The sequence below is a fragment of the Deinococcus multiflagellatus genome, from assembly GCF_020166415.1.
Classification (GTDB): domain Bacteria; phylum Deinococcota; class Deinococci; order Deinococcales; family Deinococcaceae; genus Deinococcus; species Deinococcus multiflagellatus.
This window is the reverse complement of record NZ_JAIQXV010000007.1, coordinates 34,758-49,864: the sequence shown is the minus strand read 5'-3', so window position 1 is coordinate 49,864 and position 15,107 is coordinate 34,758. Positions and strand designations below refer to the sequence as shown.

The following is a 15,107-nucleotide window of genomic DNA, read 5'->3' as shown; positions in this document are numbered from 1 at the left end:
ACAGCCGGCCAGGCGGCCCGTCCAGGCCGCTGTCTTGCCAGGACACCCATTCCTCCCGCCTCAGCCCCAACGCCTCTGAGGCCCAGGGCGACTCTGGGTTCCCTGACCGCTCGTCGGGCCCTCTTGTTCCTGCGCCTGTCAGGGGCATGGCACTCCACCTGGGCGTCTCCTTGTCCTTCGCCCTCGCCTCTAAAGACCATGCACCCCCAGCACCGCGAGCCCCCCTGGAGCCGCGTGTTCGTCCCCGGCACCGCCCTGGCGCTGGGGTTTGTCTTTTGCGGGCCGGGCGCTTACGCTGCGCCCATGCGCCCCCTGTTCCTGCTGGCGGCCACGGCCCTGTGCGGGGCGGCCCAGGCCAGCCCTCCGGCCCTCAGCCCGCAGAGCCTGGCGCGGGCCGCCGCCTACTCGGCCACGCACCGGGGCGACGCCCTGCTGGCGGTCCAGGGGGCGCGCGAGGTCTGGGCGCAGGGCCAGAATGGCTTTGCACTGAACGCGCCCCATGTCCTGGCCAGCGGCAGCAAGACCTTTGGCTGCGCGCTGGCCGTGGCCCTGCAAGATGCCGGTGTGCTGCGCCTGGACGAGCGGGTGGCGGACACTCTGACCGAGTGGAGCACGGACGCCCGGCGCGGGATCACGGTGCGCCAGCTGCTGAATTTCACCAGTGGCCTGCCCGGCAACGTGGGCCGTCCGGTGCCCACGCTGAACCTGGACCTCAGCGCCGAGGCCCGGCGCGCGCCCCTGCAGGCGGCGCCCGGCACACAGTTCAGTTATGGCAACGCCCATCTGGCGGTGTTTGCCGAACTGGTGCGCCGCAAAACCGGCCACGAGCCCGAAGCAGAGTTGCAGCGCCGGGTGCTGGACGCCCTGGACATTCACCCTGTCTGGGCCCGTGACCGCGCTGGACAGGCCGATCTGGCCGGCGGAGCGCGGCTGGACGCCCGGTCGTGGGCCCGTTTTGGCGAACTGCTGCTGCGCGGGGGCCGCTGGCAGGGGCGCGCCGTCCTCAGCGCGGCCGGTCTGCAGGCGTGCCAGCAGGGCAGCGCCGCCCTGAACATCTACGGCCTGACCCTGTGGCTGAACCTGCCTGCCGCCGGCACCCTGGACGCCGGCGACACAGTGCCGGTGGCGGCGCTGGGCCTGAAGGGCGAACGCCTGATGCCCTCGCAGCCCACGAACGTGGTGATGGCGGCGGGCCTGGGCAACCAGCGCCTGTACCTGCTGCCCGACCATGACGCCGTGGTGGTGCGCTTTGGACGTGGCGGCGAGTGGAGCGATGACGCGTTCTTGCAGCTGCTCACCGCGCAGCCCTAGCGCCCAGGCAAGGGGCCCCGCCCCCTGCGTCATCTGACGCATGCCCCTCCCCTTCCCAGGCGCCACACTGGGGGCCATGAGTCACCTGTATTACCTCGTGGGGCCCCCGGGCGCCGGCAAGCGCACCGTGGGGCTGGCCCTGGCGCGGCGCACCGGGGCCGCGCTGCTGGACAACCACCTGTTCAACGATCCCATTTTCCGGGCCTACGGCGCCGACGGGGTAAGCCCCCTGCCCGACGAACTGTTCGACCTCGCCGAGACGGTGCGGCAGGCCGGGCTGGCCGCGCTGCGGCTGGCGCCGCGCCACCTCTCGCACATCCTGACCAACCACCTGAGCGGCGGCGAGCGCGGGCAAGAGGTGGTGGCCGAACTGCGCACCCTGGCCGCCGAACGGGGCGCGGCCTTTGTGCCGGTGTGGCTGGAGTGCCCACAACCCGAACTGGAAGCCCGCATGGGCCGCCCCGAGCGCACCGAGCGCCTGAAGCTGCGCGACCCGGGCCTCCTGCGCGCGCTGCTGGAGCGAGGCGGCACCCTGCCGCCGCCCCCCGACGCCCTGGTGTTGAACACCGCCGAGCTGGCCCCCGACGAGGCCGCCCAGCGGATTGTCGCCTTTACGCGGGTGGGGGTGTGACCCCCACCATTTACCATCTGGCCGGACCACCTGCCAGCGGCAAACGCACGGTGGGGCTGGCCCTGTCCGCCCTTACTGGGGCCGCGCTGCTGGACAACCATCTGTTTAATGACGCGGTGTTCAAGCCTTACGGGGCCGACGGATTGCGTCCTGTTTCCGACGAGGTGCGCGCCCTGGCCACCGAGGTCTGGGCCCTGGGCCTGCGGGCAGCGGCCCTGGCGCCCGCCGACGTGGATCAGATCTTCACGGCCTATTACACCGACAACGCGCGTGGAGCAGAGGCGGCGGCGCGCATTCCGGCCCTCGCCAGGACGCGCCGAGCCCAATACGTGCCGGTGTGGTTGAGCTGCGCCACCACAGAGCTGAGCCGGCGCGTGACCCACCCAGAGCGGCAGGTCTGCGCCAAGATGCGCGATCCGGCCCGTCTGGCCGCCCTGCTGACCGGGGGCGGCCTGTTGCCACCTCCGCCCGGCGCCTTGCAACTGGACACCACCGCCCTCAGCCCGGACGAGGCCGCGCGGCGGATCATCCGCTTCGCCCAGAGCAGCCGGCAGGGGGCTTGATCAGCGAGCAACGGGCTGGGCTGGCCGCCTGCTCCCTACCTTCAGTACAGGTGGAAATCCTGCAGGCCGGTGGCCTCGCTGTACTGCGTTTGAACATCGGTCACGCGGGCATGGGGCGGGCCCCGGCGCAGCCAGTGCAGCAGGCGGTCCAGCTCGGGCTGCGGGCCCTCGGCCACCACCTCCACCCGGCCGTCGCTGAGGTTTTCGGCAGAGCCCGCCAGATTCAGGTCGCGGGCGTGGCGCTGCACGTAGCGCCGGTAGCCGACGCCCTGCACAGTGCCAGAAATGAGAGCAGTCAGGCGCATGTCGCGCATCCTACCCGGCACGCCGCCGGGGTGCGCCTTCTCTGACCGTTGCATGAGGATGCGCCGGGTGCGGCATTCACCACCCCCGCCGTAGAATGCTGAGAATGCGGCCAGGAGCATTAAGACAACTTCCGAAAGGTTCCGTCATGGATGACGGAATTTTTTCGACCGAAGGGAGAAGGAAAGGGTACGGCTTTCCGAGAATTGAAGGAACAGCCGGCTCTTTCCCGGCTGTTCCGGAAATGGACGGAATCCGTATCCGGCAGTTCGCGGCAGGCCTCGAGGGCCGCCCCACACCATGACCGACGAGTTGCCGCCGGGCGCCGCCCCGGCCCCCGAGCCCCAGCCTCTCCCGCCCCCGCGTCGCCGCCGTATCTGGCCCTGGGTGCTGGGGCTCCTGGGCGCGGCGCTCTTGGTGCTTGCGCTGCTGCCCACGCTGCTGGGCCGGCTGGGGGCGCAGGCGGGCCTGAGCGCCGAGCGGGTGGGCGGGCCCCTGTGGGCACCCACCCTGGACGGCGCGCGGCTGCAGCTGCCCGGCGTGCAGGCCCAGGCCGGGCGGGTAGAAGCGCAGGTGGCCGGGGTTAATCCGCTGACCAAAACCCTGCGCCTGAACGTGCGCGTGGCCGACGTCGCCGTGGCCCTGCGCCTGAAAGACCTGGTGGGCGGCGCGGGCCGCCAGACGCCGCCGGGCTGGCGCGTGGTGCTGAACCGCCTGGACGTGCAGCGCACCCGCCTGACCGTGGACGGCAGCGGCGTGAATGTCCCCGACGGGCAGTTCACCCTGAGCCAGGACCGGGGCCGCTTGCAGGTGCGCGGCGCCACCCGTGACGGCGACCTGAATGCCGCTGTGACGCTGGGTGAGGGCCGGGGCGGCAACACCGCCACCATTGACCTGGACGCGGACGCCCGGGTCCTGAACCACTACTGGCCCGGCGTGACGGCGGGGCGCATTGCCGGCCGCTACGTGCTGGGGGGCGGCCCGGTGCGCGGCGACCTGCGCCTGACGGGCGGCGCCCTCACGGTGCCCCAGACCCGGCTGGTGAAGGTGACAGACATCACCGGCCGCGCCGTGCACCGGGGCGACGTGGTGGAGCTGCAACTGGCCGGGCGCGGCTGGAACGGGCCCGTGACCGCCCAGGGCCGGGTGGATACGGCGGCGAAGAACTGGCGGGTCACGGCTGACGCCACGCCCACGGTGGCGGGGCTGGCCCAGGCGCTGGGCACCACCGGCCAGGGCACCCTGCGCCTGCGCGTGAGCGCCGGGGGCTGGAGCACGGTGCGGGTCAAGGCCTACGCCCAGGGCGCCGGCCAGCTGGCCGGCGTGACCTTCCGGGACGCCAACGCGGAATACACCTACCTGAATGAAGACGGCCGCACGGCCGGACAGACCAACGATCTGGCCTTCAGCGCCCAGACCGCCGTGGGCGGCGCCGACCAGCGCGTGGCGGGCCGCTGGGCCATTGGCCGCGAGGGCCGCGTGACCGTGGCCGGGGTGCTGGGACAAAAACCGCTGGACCTGACCGCCCGCATTGACGCGCAGAACGTGGTGCGCGTGCAGGGCCAGGGCCTGGGCGGGCCGCTGAGCGCCACCTTCACCCCCAAAGGCCAGCAGCTGCAGGCCCGCCTGAACCCCACCTACGGCGCGGCGCGTGCCCGGATTGCCCTGAGCGGCACGCCCCAGAACCTGCGCGCGGTGGTCACAGACGGGCTGGCGGGCCCCTTTGCGCTGGCGGGCACCGCTGTGCTGGACCGCCAGGGCCTGCGCGCCGACCTGGGCCGTGCCCAGCTGCGGCTGAACCGGCGCTTCCAGGGCAGCTGGGCGCTGGAGGGGCTGCAGGGCGCGGGGCTCACCCTGACTGGGCGCGGACGGCTGGACCTGACTGGCGGCGACGTGAGCGGCACCCTGACCGCCGCCGTGCCCGGCCTGCGCGAACCCCTGAGTGGACCGCTGAATCTCAATTACATCGAGCAGCGCGGCAGTTTTGTGGCCGGGCGGCAGGTGCTGGGCTGGCAGGGCGACAGTTTCCGCGTGCAGGCGCGCAACCTGGCCCTGGCCGGCGACCTGCGCGCCACGGGCGACGTGACCCTGACCACCACCCTCAAGGCCTTTGGGTCGCTGCGGGTGCGTGGGCGCGGCCTGGACCTCAGCGCCTTCGGGCGGGGCACGGCGGCGTCGGTGCGCGGCGAGGTGGGCGGCGTGACCCTGCTGGCCGACACCGCGCTGCAGGCCCCCTACCGCACGGCGGTGCGGGTGCAGGGCACCGACCTGCGCGGCACCCTGAACCTGCAGGGCAGCGGCGCCCTGGCCTTTGACCTGCGCTCGGGCCGGGAAACAGCGCGCGGGCTGGTACAGGGGGACAACGTGACCGCCACCGGACGCGTGGATCTGACCGCCCTGCGCCCCCTGGCCCGCGTGCCTGACCTGGGCGGTACTTTGGACCTGAACCTGCGCGGTCAGGGCGGCGTGGCCGTGGTCAACGCCCGGGCGCAGGGGGCCACGCTGCAAGGCACCCTGACCCGCCGCGCTGGGAACGTGCAGGCCAATCTGTTGGCCCTGTACAGCGGCGCCCGCGCCCGCCTCAGTGGGCCGGTGTTCCCGGCGGTGGCCGTCACTGGCCGGCTAAGTGCCCAGGGCCAGACGCTGACTGTGGCGGTGCAGGGGCCCTACACGGCGCTGCGGGCCCAGGCCACTGGCCGCACAGGTGAACTGTCCTTCGGCGGCGTCACCGTGCCGGCCCAGGCTGTCAACCTGCGCGGCACCCTCACCCCGCGCCTGCAGGCGGCCGGGCGCTGGGGCGACCTAAATGTGGCCTACGACGGCGGCAGCGGCCTGACCCGGGTGAGCGGCACCCAGGCCCTGACGGCCTTCGGCCAGACCGGGCGGGTGCAGGGACAGGCCAGCTGGGGGCTGGGCCGGGGCGGGGCCTTCCGGGGCGCGGTCAGCGCGCGCGGCGTGCTGGACCAGTACGCGGTGACGTTGCGTGGCCCCTGGAACGGCCTACAGGTGCTGGTCACCGACGGCGAGGGCCTGCGGGCCCAGGGCACGGCCTCGCTGCCGTCCGGGCGCTACAACGTGGATGTCAGCGGGCCGCTGGGCGGCGGCCTGTTTGTGAACGGCAACGTGCAGGGCACCGGCCTCTCGCCCCGGGGGCAGGTGGTGGTGACCGACGCTGCCGGCGGCCGGGCCCGCGTGACCCTGCGCGGCTTCGACAACCTGGGGGTTCAGGCCCAGGGACTGACCCTGGGCGGCCAGCGCCTGCAGGGCACCCTGCAGGCCCGGGACGGTGTCCTGAGTGGTCGCCTGCAGGCCGGGCCTTTCACGCTGCAGGCGGCGGGGGGCGGGGTGCAGGTGTCCGGCACCCTGGCCGACCACACCCTGCAGGCCAGCGGGCGCCTGACCCTGCCCGCCACCCTCTCGAACCTGCGCTTGAACGTGACCGGGCCCTACCTGGCCGCCCAGGCCACAGGCGGCGTGGCGAACCTGCGCGGCACCGTGACCCTGAAGCCGCAGAGCGTTGGCAGCGGGCCCACCCGCCTCAGCCTGCCGGGCCAGACCCTGCCCTTCAGCGGCAGCCTGACCGGCGCGCGGCTGCGGGTGGGCGGGCTCACCTATGCCTCGGGCCGCTGGTCGGGTGCCGTGGGGGTGCGCTACGCCCTGGGTGGGCGCCCAGGGACCGCGCAGCTGCTGGGCCGGGGCCCGGCGCTGCTGGCCGCGCCCCGGGGCCCCGTGAGCGGCGAGGTCACCCTGCTGCCGGCCCTGGGCGGCCAGCTGAGCACCGCCCTGGCGCCCTTTACGGCCCCGCTGCCAGAAGCGGTGCGGCGCGAACTGGTGCCCGGCCAGCTGGTGGCGACCCTCTCGCCCGGCGGCGCGCGGCTGGCGCTGCAGGGGGCCCGCTACCTGGGGGGACCGCTGGCCCTGAACGCCCAGGTGGGCTGGACCGGCGGCCTGCGCGCGGCCGGCACCCTGACCCACCCCGGGTCGCGCCTGCCGCTGCGGTACGAGGGCGGTACCCTGAGCGTGCCCGGCGCCTCGCTGGACGCCCGGGTGCTGGCCCCGGTGCTGCCGGGCGCCCAGGGCCGCCTGAGCCTGAACCTGACCGTGCCCGGGGGCCGCTTGGAGCGCGCCGCCGGGCAGGCCACCGTGAACGTGCGCGCCGCTGGGCAGGGCGCCGGTGGGCGCCTCACCCTGCGCGGCGGGCAGCTTTCGGCGGACCTGCGCAGCACGCTGGCAGGCCGCGCCCTGCGCCTGCGCGGGCCGCTGTACCCGCAGGCGAACGCCGTGCTCACCCTGGACGACCTGCGCGCCACGCTGAATGGCCGCGCCGGCCCACGCGCCAGTGACACCCTCACCCTGCGCGTGGGGGGCCGCCTGGAGGGGCGCGCGGTGGACCTGACGGTGGCCGCTGCCGGCCTGACCGGCCCCGGTGCCCGCGTGAACGCCGGGGGCACCCTGGCCGGCGCCGCCCTGAACCTGGGCGCAGCGAAGGGCCCCGGCGAGGGACTGGCCGCGTGGCGCCTGAGCGGCGGGGCCAGCGCGGGCGACCTGCGCCCGCTGGCCGGCGTGCCCGGCCGTCTCAGCCTGAGTCTGGGCGGCACGCTGACAGGCGTCCGCGCCCAGGCCACGGGCGAGGTGTCGGGCGTGGCCTTCTCGGCGCCGCTGAGCCTGACGGGCGGCGTGCTGCGCACCCAGGGCGCGCAGGCCACCCTGGGGCCCGCCGCCCCGGTACAGGGCACGGCGCGCCTGGGGGGCGCCCTCTTCCCCACCCTGGCCCTGAGCACCAAGGTCACCCTCACGAGCGGCCTACCGGGCCAGTACACCGGACAACTGCGGGGCAGCCTGCAAAAGCCGGACGTGCGCCTCAGCGGCACGCTGCGCGGCGACCTCAGCGGCCTGCGCGCCGCCGGCACCCGCCTGAGCGCACGGCTGCTGGGCGCCGACTACCGCCTCACGCTGACGGGCCCCGCCCTGCAGGGCGAGGTGCGCGGGCGCCTGGGCAGCGGCGCGCTGGGCGGACTGCAGCGCGCGGCCCTGACCCTGAACGCCGCCTACGTGGCCCCCCAGACCGACCTGCGCCTGCGCGGCCCGCTGGGCTGGAACGCCCGCAGCGGCTTTACGGGGTCGCTGCGCGTGGTGGGCGATACCCCGGGCGGGCCCCTGGACGCCCTGCTGGACGGCCAGGGTGAGTTGCGGGCCACAGCGGTCTACGGTGCGGGCGCGGGGCAGGCCCGCCTGACGGGCCGCTTCCAGGCGTCGCTGCCGCTGCGCCCGGGGGGCAGCGCCGACCTCGCCGCCTTTGACGTGGGCGCGCTGTGGGGTCGCCCCGGCCAACTGCGCGCGACGGGGCAGGCCACGCTGGGCGGCCCGTCGTGGTCGGCCCTGGCAGCAGCTTTCTCGGGCCGCCTGACCGACGAGGGCGGCGACCTGGGCGGCGAACTGCGTGCCGACTGGCGCGGCGGCGACCTGCGCGCGGCCCTGCAGGGGCCTCGGGTGCAGGCCCAGGCCACGCTGGTGGCGGGCCGCTACGCCCTGAAGCTGCAGGCCCCCGGGCCGCTGCGCGTGGCCCGGCTGCTGCCCCCCGGGCTGGATGTGGACGCCCTGACGCTGGGCGGCACCCTGGACGCCCAGGGCACCCTGCGCGGCGGCCTGGAGGCCCTGAACGCCCAGAACCTGAGCCTGAAGGGTGTTCAGGGGGAAGTGGGGCCGTTTAGTCTGTACGGCCGCGCCCGCTACCAGCCGGGCCAGGAGGCACTGAGCGCCGACCTGAGCGGCAGTCTGCGCGACGGGCTGGTGACGGTGCGCGGCGCGCTGCCGGGCGGGCTGAGCGTGAACGTGCGCCAGCTGAGCACCGACTTCGTGGGCGCCGCCTCGCTGGGACGCGGCAGGCTGAGCGCCGCCCTGACCCTGACGGGCGCCGCGCGCAACCCGGCCGTGGCCGGCAGCGTGACAGTGGACACCGACCGCCTGGGCGCCCAGGCCACCGTGGCCGGGCGACTGCGCTCGGCGGTGCTGAATGCCCGCCTCTCGCCGCGCGGCGACCTGGGCGGCACCCTGTACGCCGAAGCGCGCGACCTGGACCTCGCGGCGGGCCGGGTGCGGGCGCGCCTGTACGGCACCCTCACCCGGGGCGAGGCGCGCGCCGAGGTGAACCTGAACGGCGTATGGCCCGCGCTCTCGGGCACGGTCAGGGCCCGGGTGCCGGGCCTGCCGGACCCCGTGATTTTGCGTGGGGACGGCCAGGGCCCCGACGGACAGGGCCAATACACCCTAAGCGCCGGCGCGCTGGGGGGCGGCACCTTCCGCCTGGGGCGCGCGGCCGGCTTCGTGCCCACCCTGAGCGGCGCCCTGACCCTGACCCCGCTGCCACTGGTGGACGGCCAGGGCGAGCTGAGCGCCCGCCTGAGCCTGGGGGGCACCCTGGTCGCGCCCAGCGTGGCCGGCACCGTCACCTCGCGCGGGGCCCAGGCGCTGGGCGTCGCCCTGGAGGACCTGAGCGGCACGCTCACGGCGGCGGGCCCGGACCTGCGCGCGGCCCTCTCGCAGGGCGGGCGCCCGGTGCTGACCCTCAGCGGCCAGACGGTCACCCTGGACCGCCTGCAGGCGCGCGCGGCGGGGTCCACCCTCCGCGTCTCGGGCGAGGCCAAGCTGAGCGGCGAGGCGGCCCTGACCGTGGATGCCGCCGGCACGCTGGCCGGGCGCTTGAACGCGGTGTGGCGCGCCCAGGCCCTGACGGTCAGTGGCGCCCTGACCGGGCCCCAGGGCCTGCGCCTGAGCCCGGACCTGCGCGCCGACCGCCTGACGGGCTGGCACGGCACGGCCCGCCTGACCGGCGGCCCGGCGGGTGTGCTGACCCGCCCGGCCCTGGTGACCGTGGGCGGCGCCTTTGACCGGCCCCTGGTGCAGGGCGAGGCCGGGCTGCTGGGCGCCGGCGTGCGCGTGGTGGCCGACGCGCGGGGCGTGCAGCTGCGCTTCGTGGACGGGCCCGGAGCCCAGGCCAGCGGCGTCCTGGAAGCGCGGCCCCAGGGCAACGGCCCGTGGGCGTTGCTGGGCGCGGCCAGCCTGACGCGCCCCGAACTGTCCCTGAGCCTCACGCCGGGGGGCACCGTCACCGCCCCGCAGGCGCAGCTCAGCGTGCGCCGGGGCGAGTGGCGCGCGGGCGGCACCGCCAGCCTGCAGGCCGCCGACCTCAGCGTCTCGGACGGCGAGCGAACCGGCACTGTGCGCTGGAACGGCACCGACCTTGAGGCCAACCTGCCGGGGCTGAACCTGGGCCGCCTGGGCGTGCGCGATCTGGGCGGCACCGTGACGGCGGCGGGGCGCCTGAACCCGGCGGCGGGCAACGGCCGCCTGACCCTGACTGTGGCGGACCTGAGCACCCCCTACACCCTGCCCTATGTGGACCTGCCGCTGGACGGGCGCCTGAATGCCGACCTGACCCTGCAGGGCGGGCGCCCGGCCGTGCAGGCGGCGCTGGCCCTGAGCAGCGGCACCCTGAACCTGCAGGCGGCCCAGGGCCCCACGACCTGGACCGGCACCCTGACTGGCCGCGTGGCCCGTGAAGGCGGCACCCTGGACGTGAACCTGCGGGCCGACGCAGCGGGGGTGCAGGGGCGCATCGAGGCCGCGCGCCTGCCGGTGGCGCTGGCCGGGCAACAGCTGGCCCTCAGCGGCAGCGCCGCGCTGGCCGGGCAGACCTTCCGCGCCGACCTGATTGGCCGCGCCACAGCTGCGCAGGTGCCCGCGCAGGTCATCGTGACGGCGTCTGGCGGCCTGGCGGACCTCGTGCCGGCGCTGGCGGGGCCGCTGGCCCTGGCCCCCACCGGCGAGGGCTACGCCCTGCGCGCCACCCTGGACGATCTGGCGCTGGGCGACGTGGTGCCGTCGGCCGCCCTGCGCGGCCGGGTCAGCGGTGAGGCCACGCTGCGCGACGGCGGCGGCACCTTCGTGCTGCGCTCGGACGACCTGACGGTGGGCCCGCGCCGCCTGCCCGCCCGCCTGGAAGGCACGCAGGTGGCGGGCGACTGGCGCATTCGCGGCTTCCTGGGCGAATCGGACTTCACGGCGGGTCTCAGCGGCGGGGACGTGTTCGGGCAGGGCACCCTGCGCGCCCTGCCGGTGGGCGCGGTGCTGGGCGCCGCCACCGGCACGGTTCCCGGCGAGGGCGTGGTGACCGGCGTGGCCCGTTTCCGCTTCCCGCTGGCCGATCCGCTGGCCGGGCGGGTGAACGTGGTGGCCGAGCGCATCCGCGTGAGCGCCACCAGCGGCGAGGGCGCCTCTGCCGTGACCGAGACCCTGACCGGCAGCGGCACCCTGGACTATGCGGCGCGCGAACTGCGCGGCATCAATGTGCAGCTGTCTGGCGCCGGCACCTGGGACGTGCGGGGCGGCTACACCCGCGAGCGGGTGGACCTTACCGCGCGCTTTACCAACACCACCTTTACCCCGGTCCTGCGCCTGATTCCCGGGCTGGCCAACATGGAACCCAGTCTCAAGGGCAGCGTGACCCTCTCGGCGGGCGGCACCTACGACCGCCCGCGCGGCACCCTGGAGGCCCGCACCCTGGCCGGCACCCTGGCGGGTCTGAGCGTGCAGATTCCCGATTTCAGCGGCGAACTGCCCGACAGCGGCGCCTTCCGGGCCAGCGGGCAGGTGCTCACCGGGGGCACCGTGGGCGCCGACGGCGTGGTGAATCTCAGCGGGCAATTGACGCTGGGGCGCCTGAGCGGCACGAACCTCACCTTCCGGGGCCTGCTGGCGCCGCAGGCCCTGGGCGCCCTGCCGAACGCCGCCGTGACCGTGCAGCAGCAGCCCAATGACCGCTGGACCGTCACGGCCAGCAGCGCCAGCACGGGCCCGGCAGGCCCTGGCAGCCTGACCCTGGGCGGCGAGCTGAGCCCCCGCGTGGACCTGACCTTGAGCGCGCGCAACTACAACCTGCCCCTGAACGCCATTTACGGCCGTGAAAGCGTACTGAATGCCGATCTGCGCGCCGCCGACGACGGCAGCGTGATCCGGGTGCAGGGCGCGGCCGACTTTACCCGGCTGGTGCTGGGGCGCGTGAACGCCCCGGCCACCATTCCTGCCCCCGGCCAGAGCCGCGCGGGCGAGGGCGGCCGGGCCACCGACAACTACGCCAGCCCCCTGCCGCCCGAATACACCACCTTCCCCCGCCCCGTTCAGGCGCAGGAGGCGCCCGCCCCCCGCGCCCTGCCCTTCTTGGAACGGGTGGTGTTCGAGGACATTCCCATCCGGGCGGTCAACGGCATCCGGGTGGACGAGAATCTGGTGCGCGCCGAGTTCACAGGCGGGCTGGTGCTTTCGGGCAGCGGCGACCGCCCCCGCTTAAGCGGCGAGATCCGTTCGCAGCGCGGCTTTATCTACCTGCGCGAGAACGAGTTCACGCTGGGCGACTCTGCGGTCACCTTTACCGGCGACAGCGTGTACCCCAAGTTCAACATCACCGCCAGCGGCACCGTCACGGGGCGCACCGTCCGGGGCGACACCCCCGTCACCCAGCGGGTGCCCATCACCCTGACCCTGGCGGGCGAGTTCGTGACCCGCGCGGGCGGCGAGGTGGCCCTGGACCTGGACACCACCCTGGCCTGCACCCAGGTGGGCGGCGACTGCGCCGACCCCACCACGGGCGTGCCCTACGGCGAGGCCGAGCTGTACGCGCTGGTCGCCACCGGGGTGCCCAACCTCGCCACGCTGCCCAACAACCTCGCAGCCCTGGGCAGCAGCGCGCTGCAGACCGCCCTGAACGTCTTTGTGCTGGGCGAACTGGAACGCACGGTGGCGCAGGCGTTCGGGCTGGACGTCTTCCGCTTCACCCCGCAGCTGCTGGGCGACAGCCTGGGCGCCACAATCACGCTGGGCTCGTACCTGACGCGCAACCTCTACCTGCAGTATCAGGTGGACCTGACCGGCCAGGGTCTGCTGAACGCCGAGTACAGCACCCCAGATGGCCGCCTGACCTTCAAGGTCACCACGCCGCTGCGCGGGCTGAACCTGCAGTCCATCCGCCCCAGCTTCTCGGCCGGCTACAACGTCAACCCCCGCACGAACATCAGCCTGGGGGTGCAGACCACCGAGCAGAGCACCCGCCTGCGCTTTGGGGTCACGTACCGGATCGGCGGGCGCTAAGGGTCAGGAAACCCCGCAACAGCCCAGCGCCGCCTCTCAGGTTGAGAAGGCGGCGCTGGCACGTAGACGGAGAGGAGCACTGGTCGGTCCTCTTTGGGCCCTCGAAGTCTTGGCACAAAGCGCTTCATGCTGGCAACTGTTGAGACGTTTGGTGCCCCTATTCAAGCCGATGAGGAGAAGCGACCGGAAGCGCAGGGGGAGGAGCAAGAACACGGCCGCTGCTTCACTTCACCATCTTTCAAAAGGAGAACCCTCTGGGCCGCACCAAGACCCCTTGCCCCCATACCGCCCAGGTCCAGACGAGGCCGTCGTGCCCGAAGGGCGCGGGCCATTGCGCGTTCTCGGAGGATGGCGTCGAAGCCGGACACGTTACCGAATGGAGCGAACCCGCCAACCCCAGTAGAAACTCTTGCCCAGTGCTAACGTCTGCTCCCCCCTGCCCCTCTGGGGTAGGGGGGCTGGGGGGGTGGGGCCACCAGCAGGAACCTCAACAACCCGCCTACGCCTTCGCCCCACCCCACACCGCCCCCACAGCCTCTTCCACGCTCTTGACCCCGGGGCTGCCGTCCAACCCCGGCGGCACGATCAGGCGCTCGTAGCCGGCGCGGCGGGCTTCCTCGGCGCGGCGCAGGGCGGCCTGCGTCGAGCGAACCTCGCCCGCCAGCCCCACCTCGCCAAACACCGCCACATTGCCGGGCAGGGCGCGCCCCACCACCGCCGAGTACACTGCCAGCGCCACCGCGAGGTCCAGCCCCGGGTCCGGCACCTTCAGGCCGCCGGCGAGGTTCACGTACACGTCCAGCCCGCCCAGCGTCAGGTCCAGCCTTCGTTCCAGCACCGCCAGCACCACGTCCACACGCCGGGGGTCCAGGCCCACCACCACGCGGCGGGCGTTGGGGTAGGGCGTTTTGCTGGCCAGGGCCTGCACCTCCAGCAGCATGGGCCGCTGACCGTCAATGGTGGAGGCCACCACGCTGCCCGGCACGCCCAGGGGCCGCTCGGCCAGGAAGGCGGCACTGGGGTTTTCCACGGCCATCAGGCCCTCGCCGCGCATCTCGAACACGCCCAGTTCCCCCGCCTGCCCGAAGCGGTTTTTCACGCTGCGCAGCAGGCGGTAGGCCCCCACCGATTCCAGAAAGACCGTGGTGTCCACGATGTGCTCCATGACCTTGGGCCCGGCCACCGTGCCGTCTTTGGTGACGTGACCCACCAGCACGGTCGCGGTGCCCGTTTCCTTGGCCGCGCGGGTCAGCATGGAGGTGCCGTCGCGCACCTGGGCCACGCCGCCGGGCGCGCCCTCGCCTTCCACAGTGACGGTCTGAATACTGTCCACGATGCACAGCGCGGGCTTGTGTTCGGCCATCAGGGCGGCCACATGCTCGGCGCGGGTGTCGCGGGTGAGCTGAATCTCGGCGGCCACGCCCAGGCGGTCGGCGCGCAACCTGATCTGCTCCAGCGATTCCTCGCCGGCCACGTATAGCACGGGGCCGCTGGTGCGGGCCACCCGGTCGGCCACCTGCAGCAGCAGCGTGCTTTTGCCAATGCCGGGCTCGCCGCCGATCAGGGTTACGCCGCCCGCCACCAGCCCGCCGCCCAGCACCCGGTCCAGTTCGGGAATGCCGCTGGGCGTGCGGGGTTCCTCGCGCCGCCCCACGGTGGACAGCGCCGTGAGCTTGCCGCCCACGAGGCCGCCGTAAGCCCCACCCCGCCCCGCTTTTCCAGGGACAGCGGTGGGCGCTTCTTCCTCGAACGAGTTCCACGCCTGGCAGTTGGGGCAGCGGCCCAGCGGTTTGGCCGCCTGATACCCGCAGCTGGTGCAGATGTAACTGGCGCGGACCTTAGCCACGCTCACCTGGGCTGGACGCGCGGGTGCCTGGGCGGCCATCGGCGCGCCAGTACACCTGACCGTCGGTGGCGAGGTAATCGCTCTCCACCAGTTCCCTCAGCAGAATGCTGGGGTCTTCCAGGGTGCTGTGGTCGGCCAGCACGCCTTCCACCTGCCCCTGGTCGTAGGACACGCCCGGATCAAACAGGCCGGTCAGGTAATCCAGAATGGCCAGCTGGTGCGCGCGGCGGCGGTCGCTGGGCCACCCGGTGATGCGGCCGTGTTCGTCCTGGAAATCGTGAATGCTCTTCGTCATGGGGGCTATCGTATC

Annotated in this window: 7 protein-coding genes; 4 read left to right on the top strand and 3 right to left on the bottom strand. The window is 74.0% G+C overall.

Annotated features, from left to right (window positions below; translation table 11 throughout):
* Positions 1–303: 303 nt before the first annotated feature.
* The 3 genes from K7W41_RS10340 (at position 304) to K7W41_RS10330 (ending at position 2,505) form a co-directional block, all read left to right on the top strand.
* A complete protein-coding gene (locus K7W41_RS10340) occupies positions 304–1,311 on the top strand; it encodes a serine hydrolase domain-containing protein (RefSeq protein WP_224607725.1) in 1,008 nt (335 codons plus the stop codon).
* A gap of 76 nt (positions 1,312–1,387) precedes the next feature.
* Positions 1,388–1,942, top strand: a complete 555-nt coding sequence (locus K7W41_RS10335) for an AAA family ATPase (RefSeq protein ID WP_224607723.1) — start codon at positions 1,388–1,390, stop codon at positions 1,940–1,942.
* Entirely contained in the window at positions 1,939–2,505 is a 567-nt protein-coding gene (locus tag K7W41_RS10330; RefSeq protein WP_224607720.1) for a hypothetical protein, read from the top strand. The genes K7W41_RS10335 and K7W41_RS10330 overlap by 4 nt, the downstream gene beginning before the upstream one ends.
* Before the next feature lie 41 nt (positions 2,506–2,546).
* On the opposite strand, the gene K7W41_RS10325 is transcribed toward K7W41_RS10330, so the two are convergent.
* Complete coding sequence (locus tag K7W41_RS10325; protein ID WP_224607718.1) at positions 2,547–2,810, bottom strand: acylphosphatase; 264 nt, start codon at positions 2,808–2,810, stop codon at positions 2,547–2,549.
* 298 nt (positions 2,811–3,108) lie between these two features.
* On the opposite strand from K7W41_RS10325, the gene K7W41_RS10320 reads away from it, so the two are divergent.
* Complete coding sequence (locus K7W41_RS10320) at positions 3,109–12,951, top strand: translocation/assembly module TamB domain-containing protein (RefSeq protein WP_224607716.1); 9,843 nt, start codon at positions 3,109–3,111, stop codon at positions 12,949–12,951.
* Positions 12,952–13,450: 499 nt separating this feature from the next.
* Here K7W41_RS10320 and radA read toward each other — a convergent pair whose 3' ends face one another.
* Both radA and K7W41_RS10310 read right to left on the bottom strand, forming a co-directional pair.
* Positions 13,451–14,797: a DNA repair protein RadA gene (gene radA / locus K7W41_RS10315; RefSeq protein ID WP_224607714.1), complete on the bottom strand. Its 1,347-nt coding sequence runs from the start codon at positions 14,795–14,797 to the stop codon at positions 13,451–13,453.
* Entirely contained in the window at positions 14,790–15,092 is a 303-nt protein-coding gene (locus K7W41_RS10310; RefSeq protein WP_224607711.1) for a DUF2087 domain-containing protein, read from the bottom strand. Before K7W41_RS10310 ends, radA begins: the two co-directional genes overlap by 8 nt.
* Positions 15,093–15,107: the final 15 nt, after the last annotated feature.

What these genes read in the sequence shown, in the direction of transcription:
- K7W41_RS10320 (WP_224607716.1), top strand. Translation starts at nt 3,109, where the DNA reads ATGACCGACGAGTTGCCGCCGGGCGCCGCCCCGGCCCCCGAGCCCCAG.
- K7W41_RS10325 (WP_224607718.1), bottom strand. Translation starts at nt 2,810, where the DNA reads ATGCGCCTGACTGCTCTCATTTCTGGCACTGTGCAGGGCGTCGGCTAC.
- K7W41_RS10310 (WP_224607711.1), bottom strand. Translation starts at nt 15,092, where the DNA reads ATGACGAAGAGCATTCACGATTTCCAGGACGAACACGGCCGCATCACC.
- K7W41_RS10335 (WP_224607723.1), top strand. Translation starts at nt 1,388, where the DNA reads ATGAGTCACCTGTATTACCTCGTGGGGCCCCCGGGCGCCGGCAAGCGC.
- K7W41_RS10340 (WP_224607725.1), top strand. Translation starts at nt 304, where the DNA reads ATGCGCCCCCTGTTCCTGCTGGCGGCCACGGCCCTGTGCGGGGCGGCC.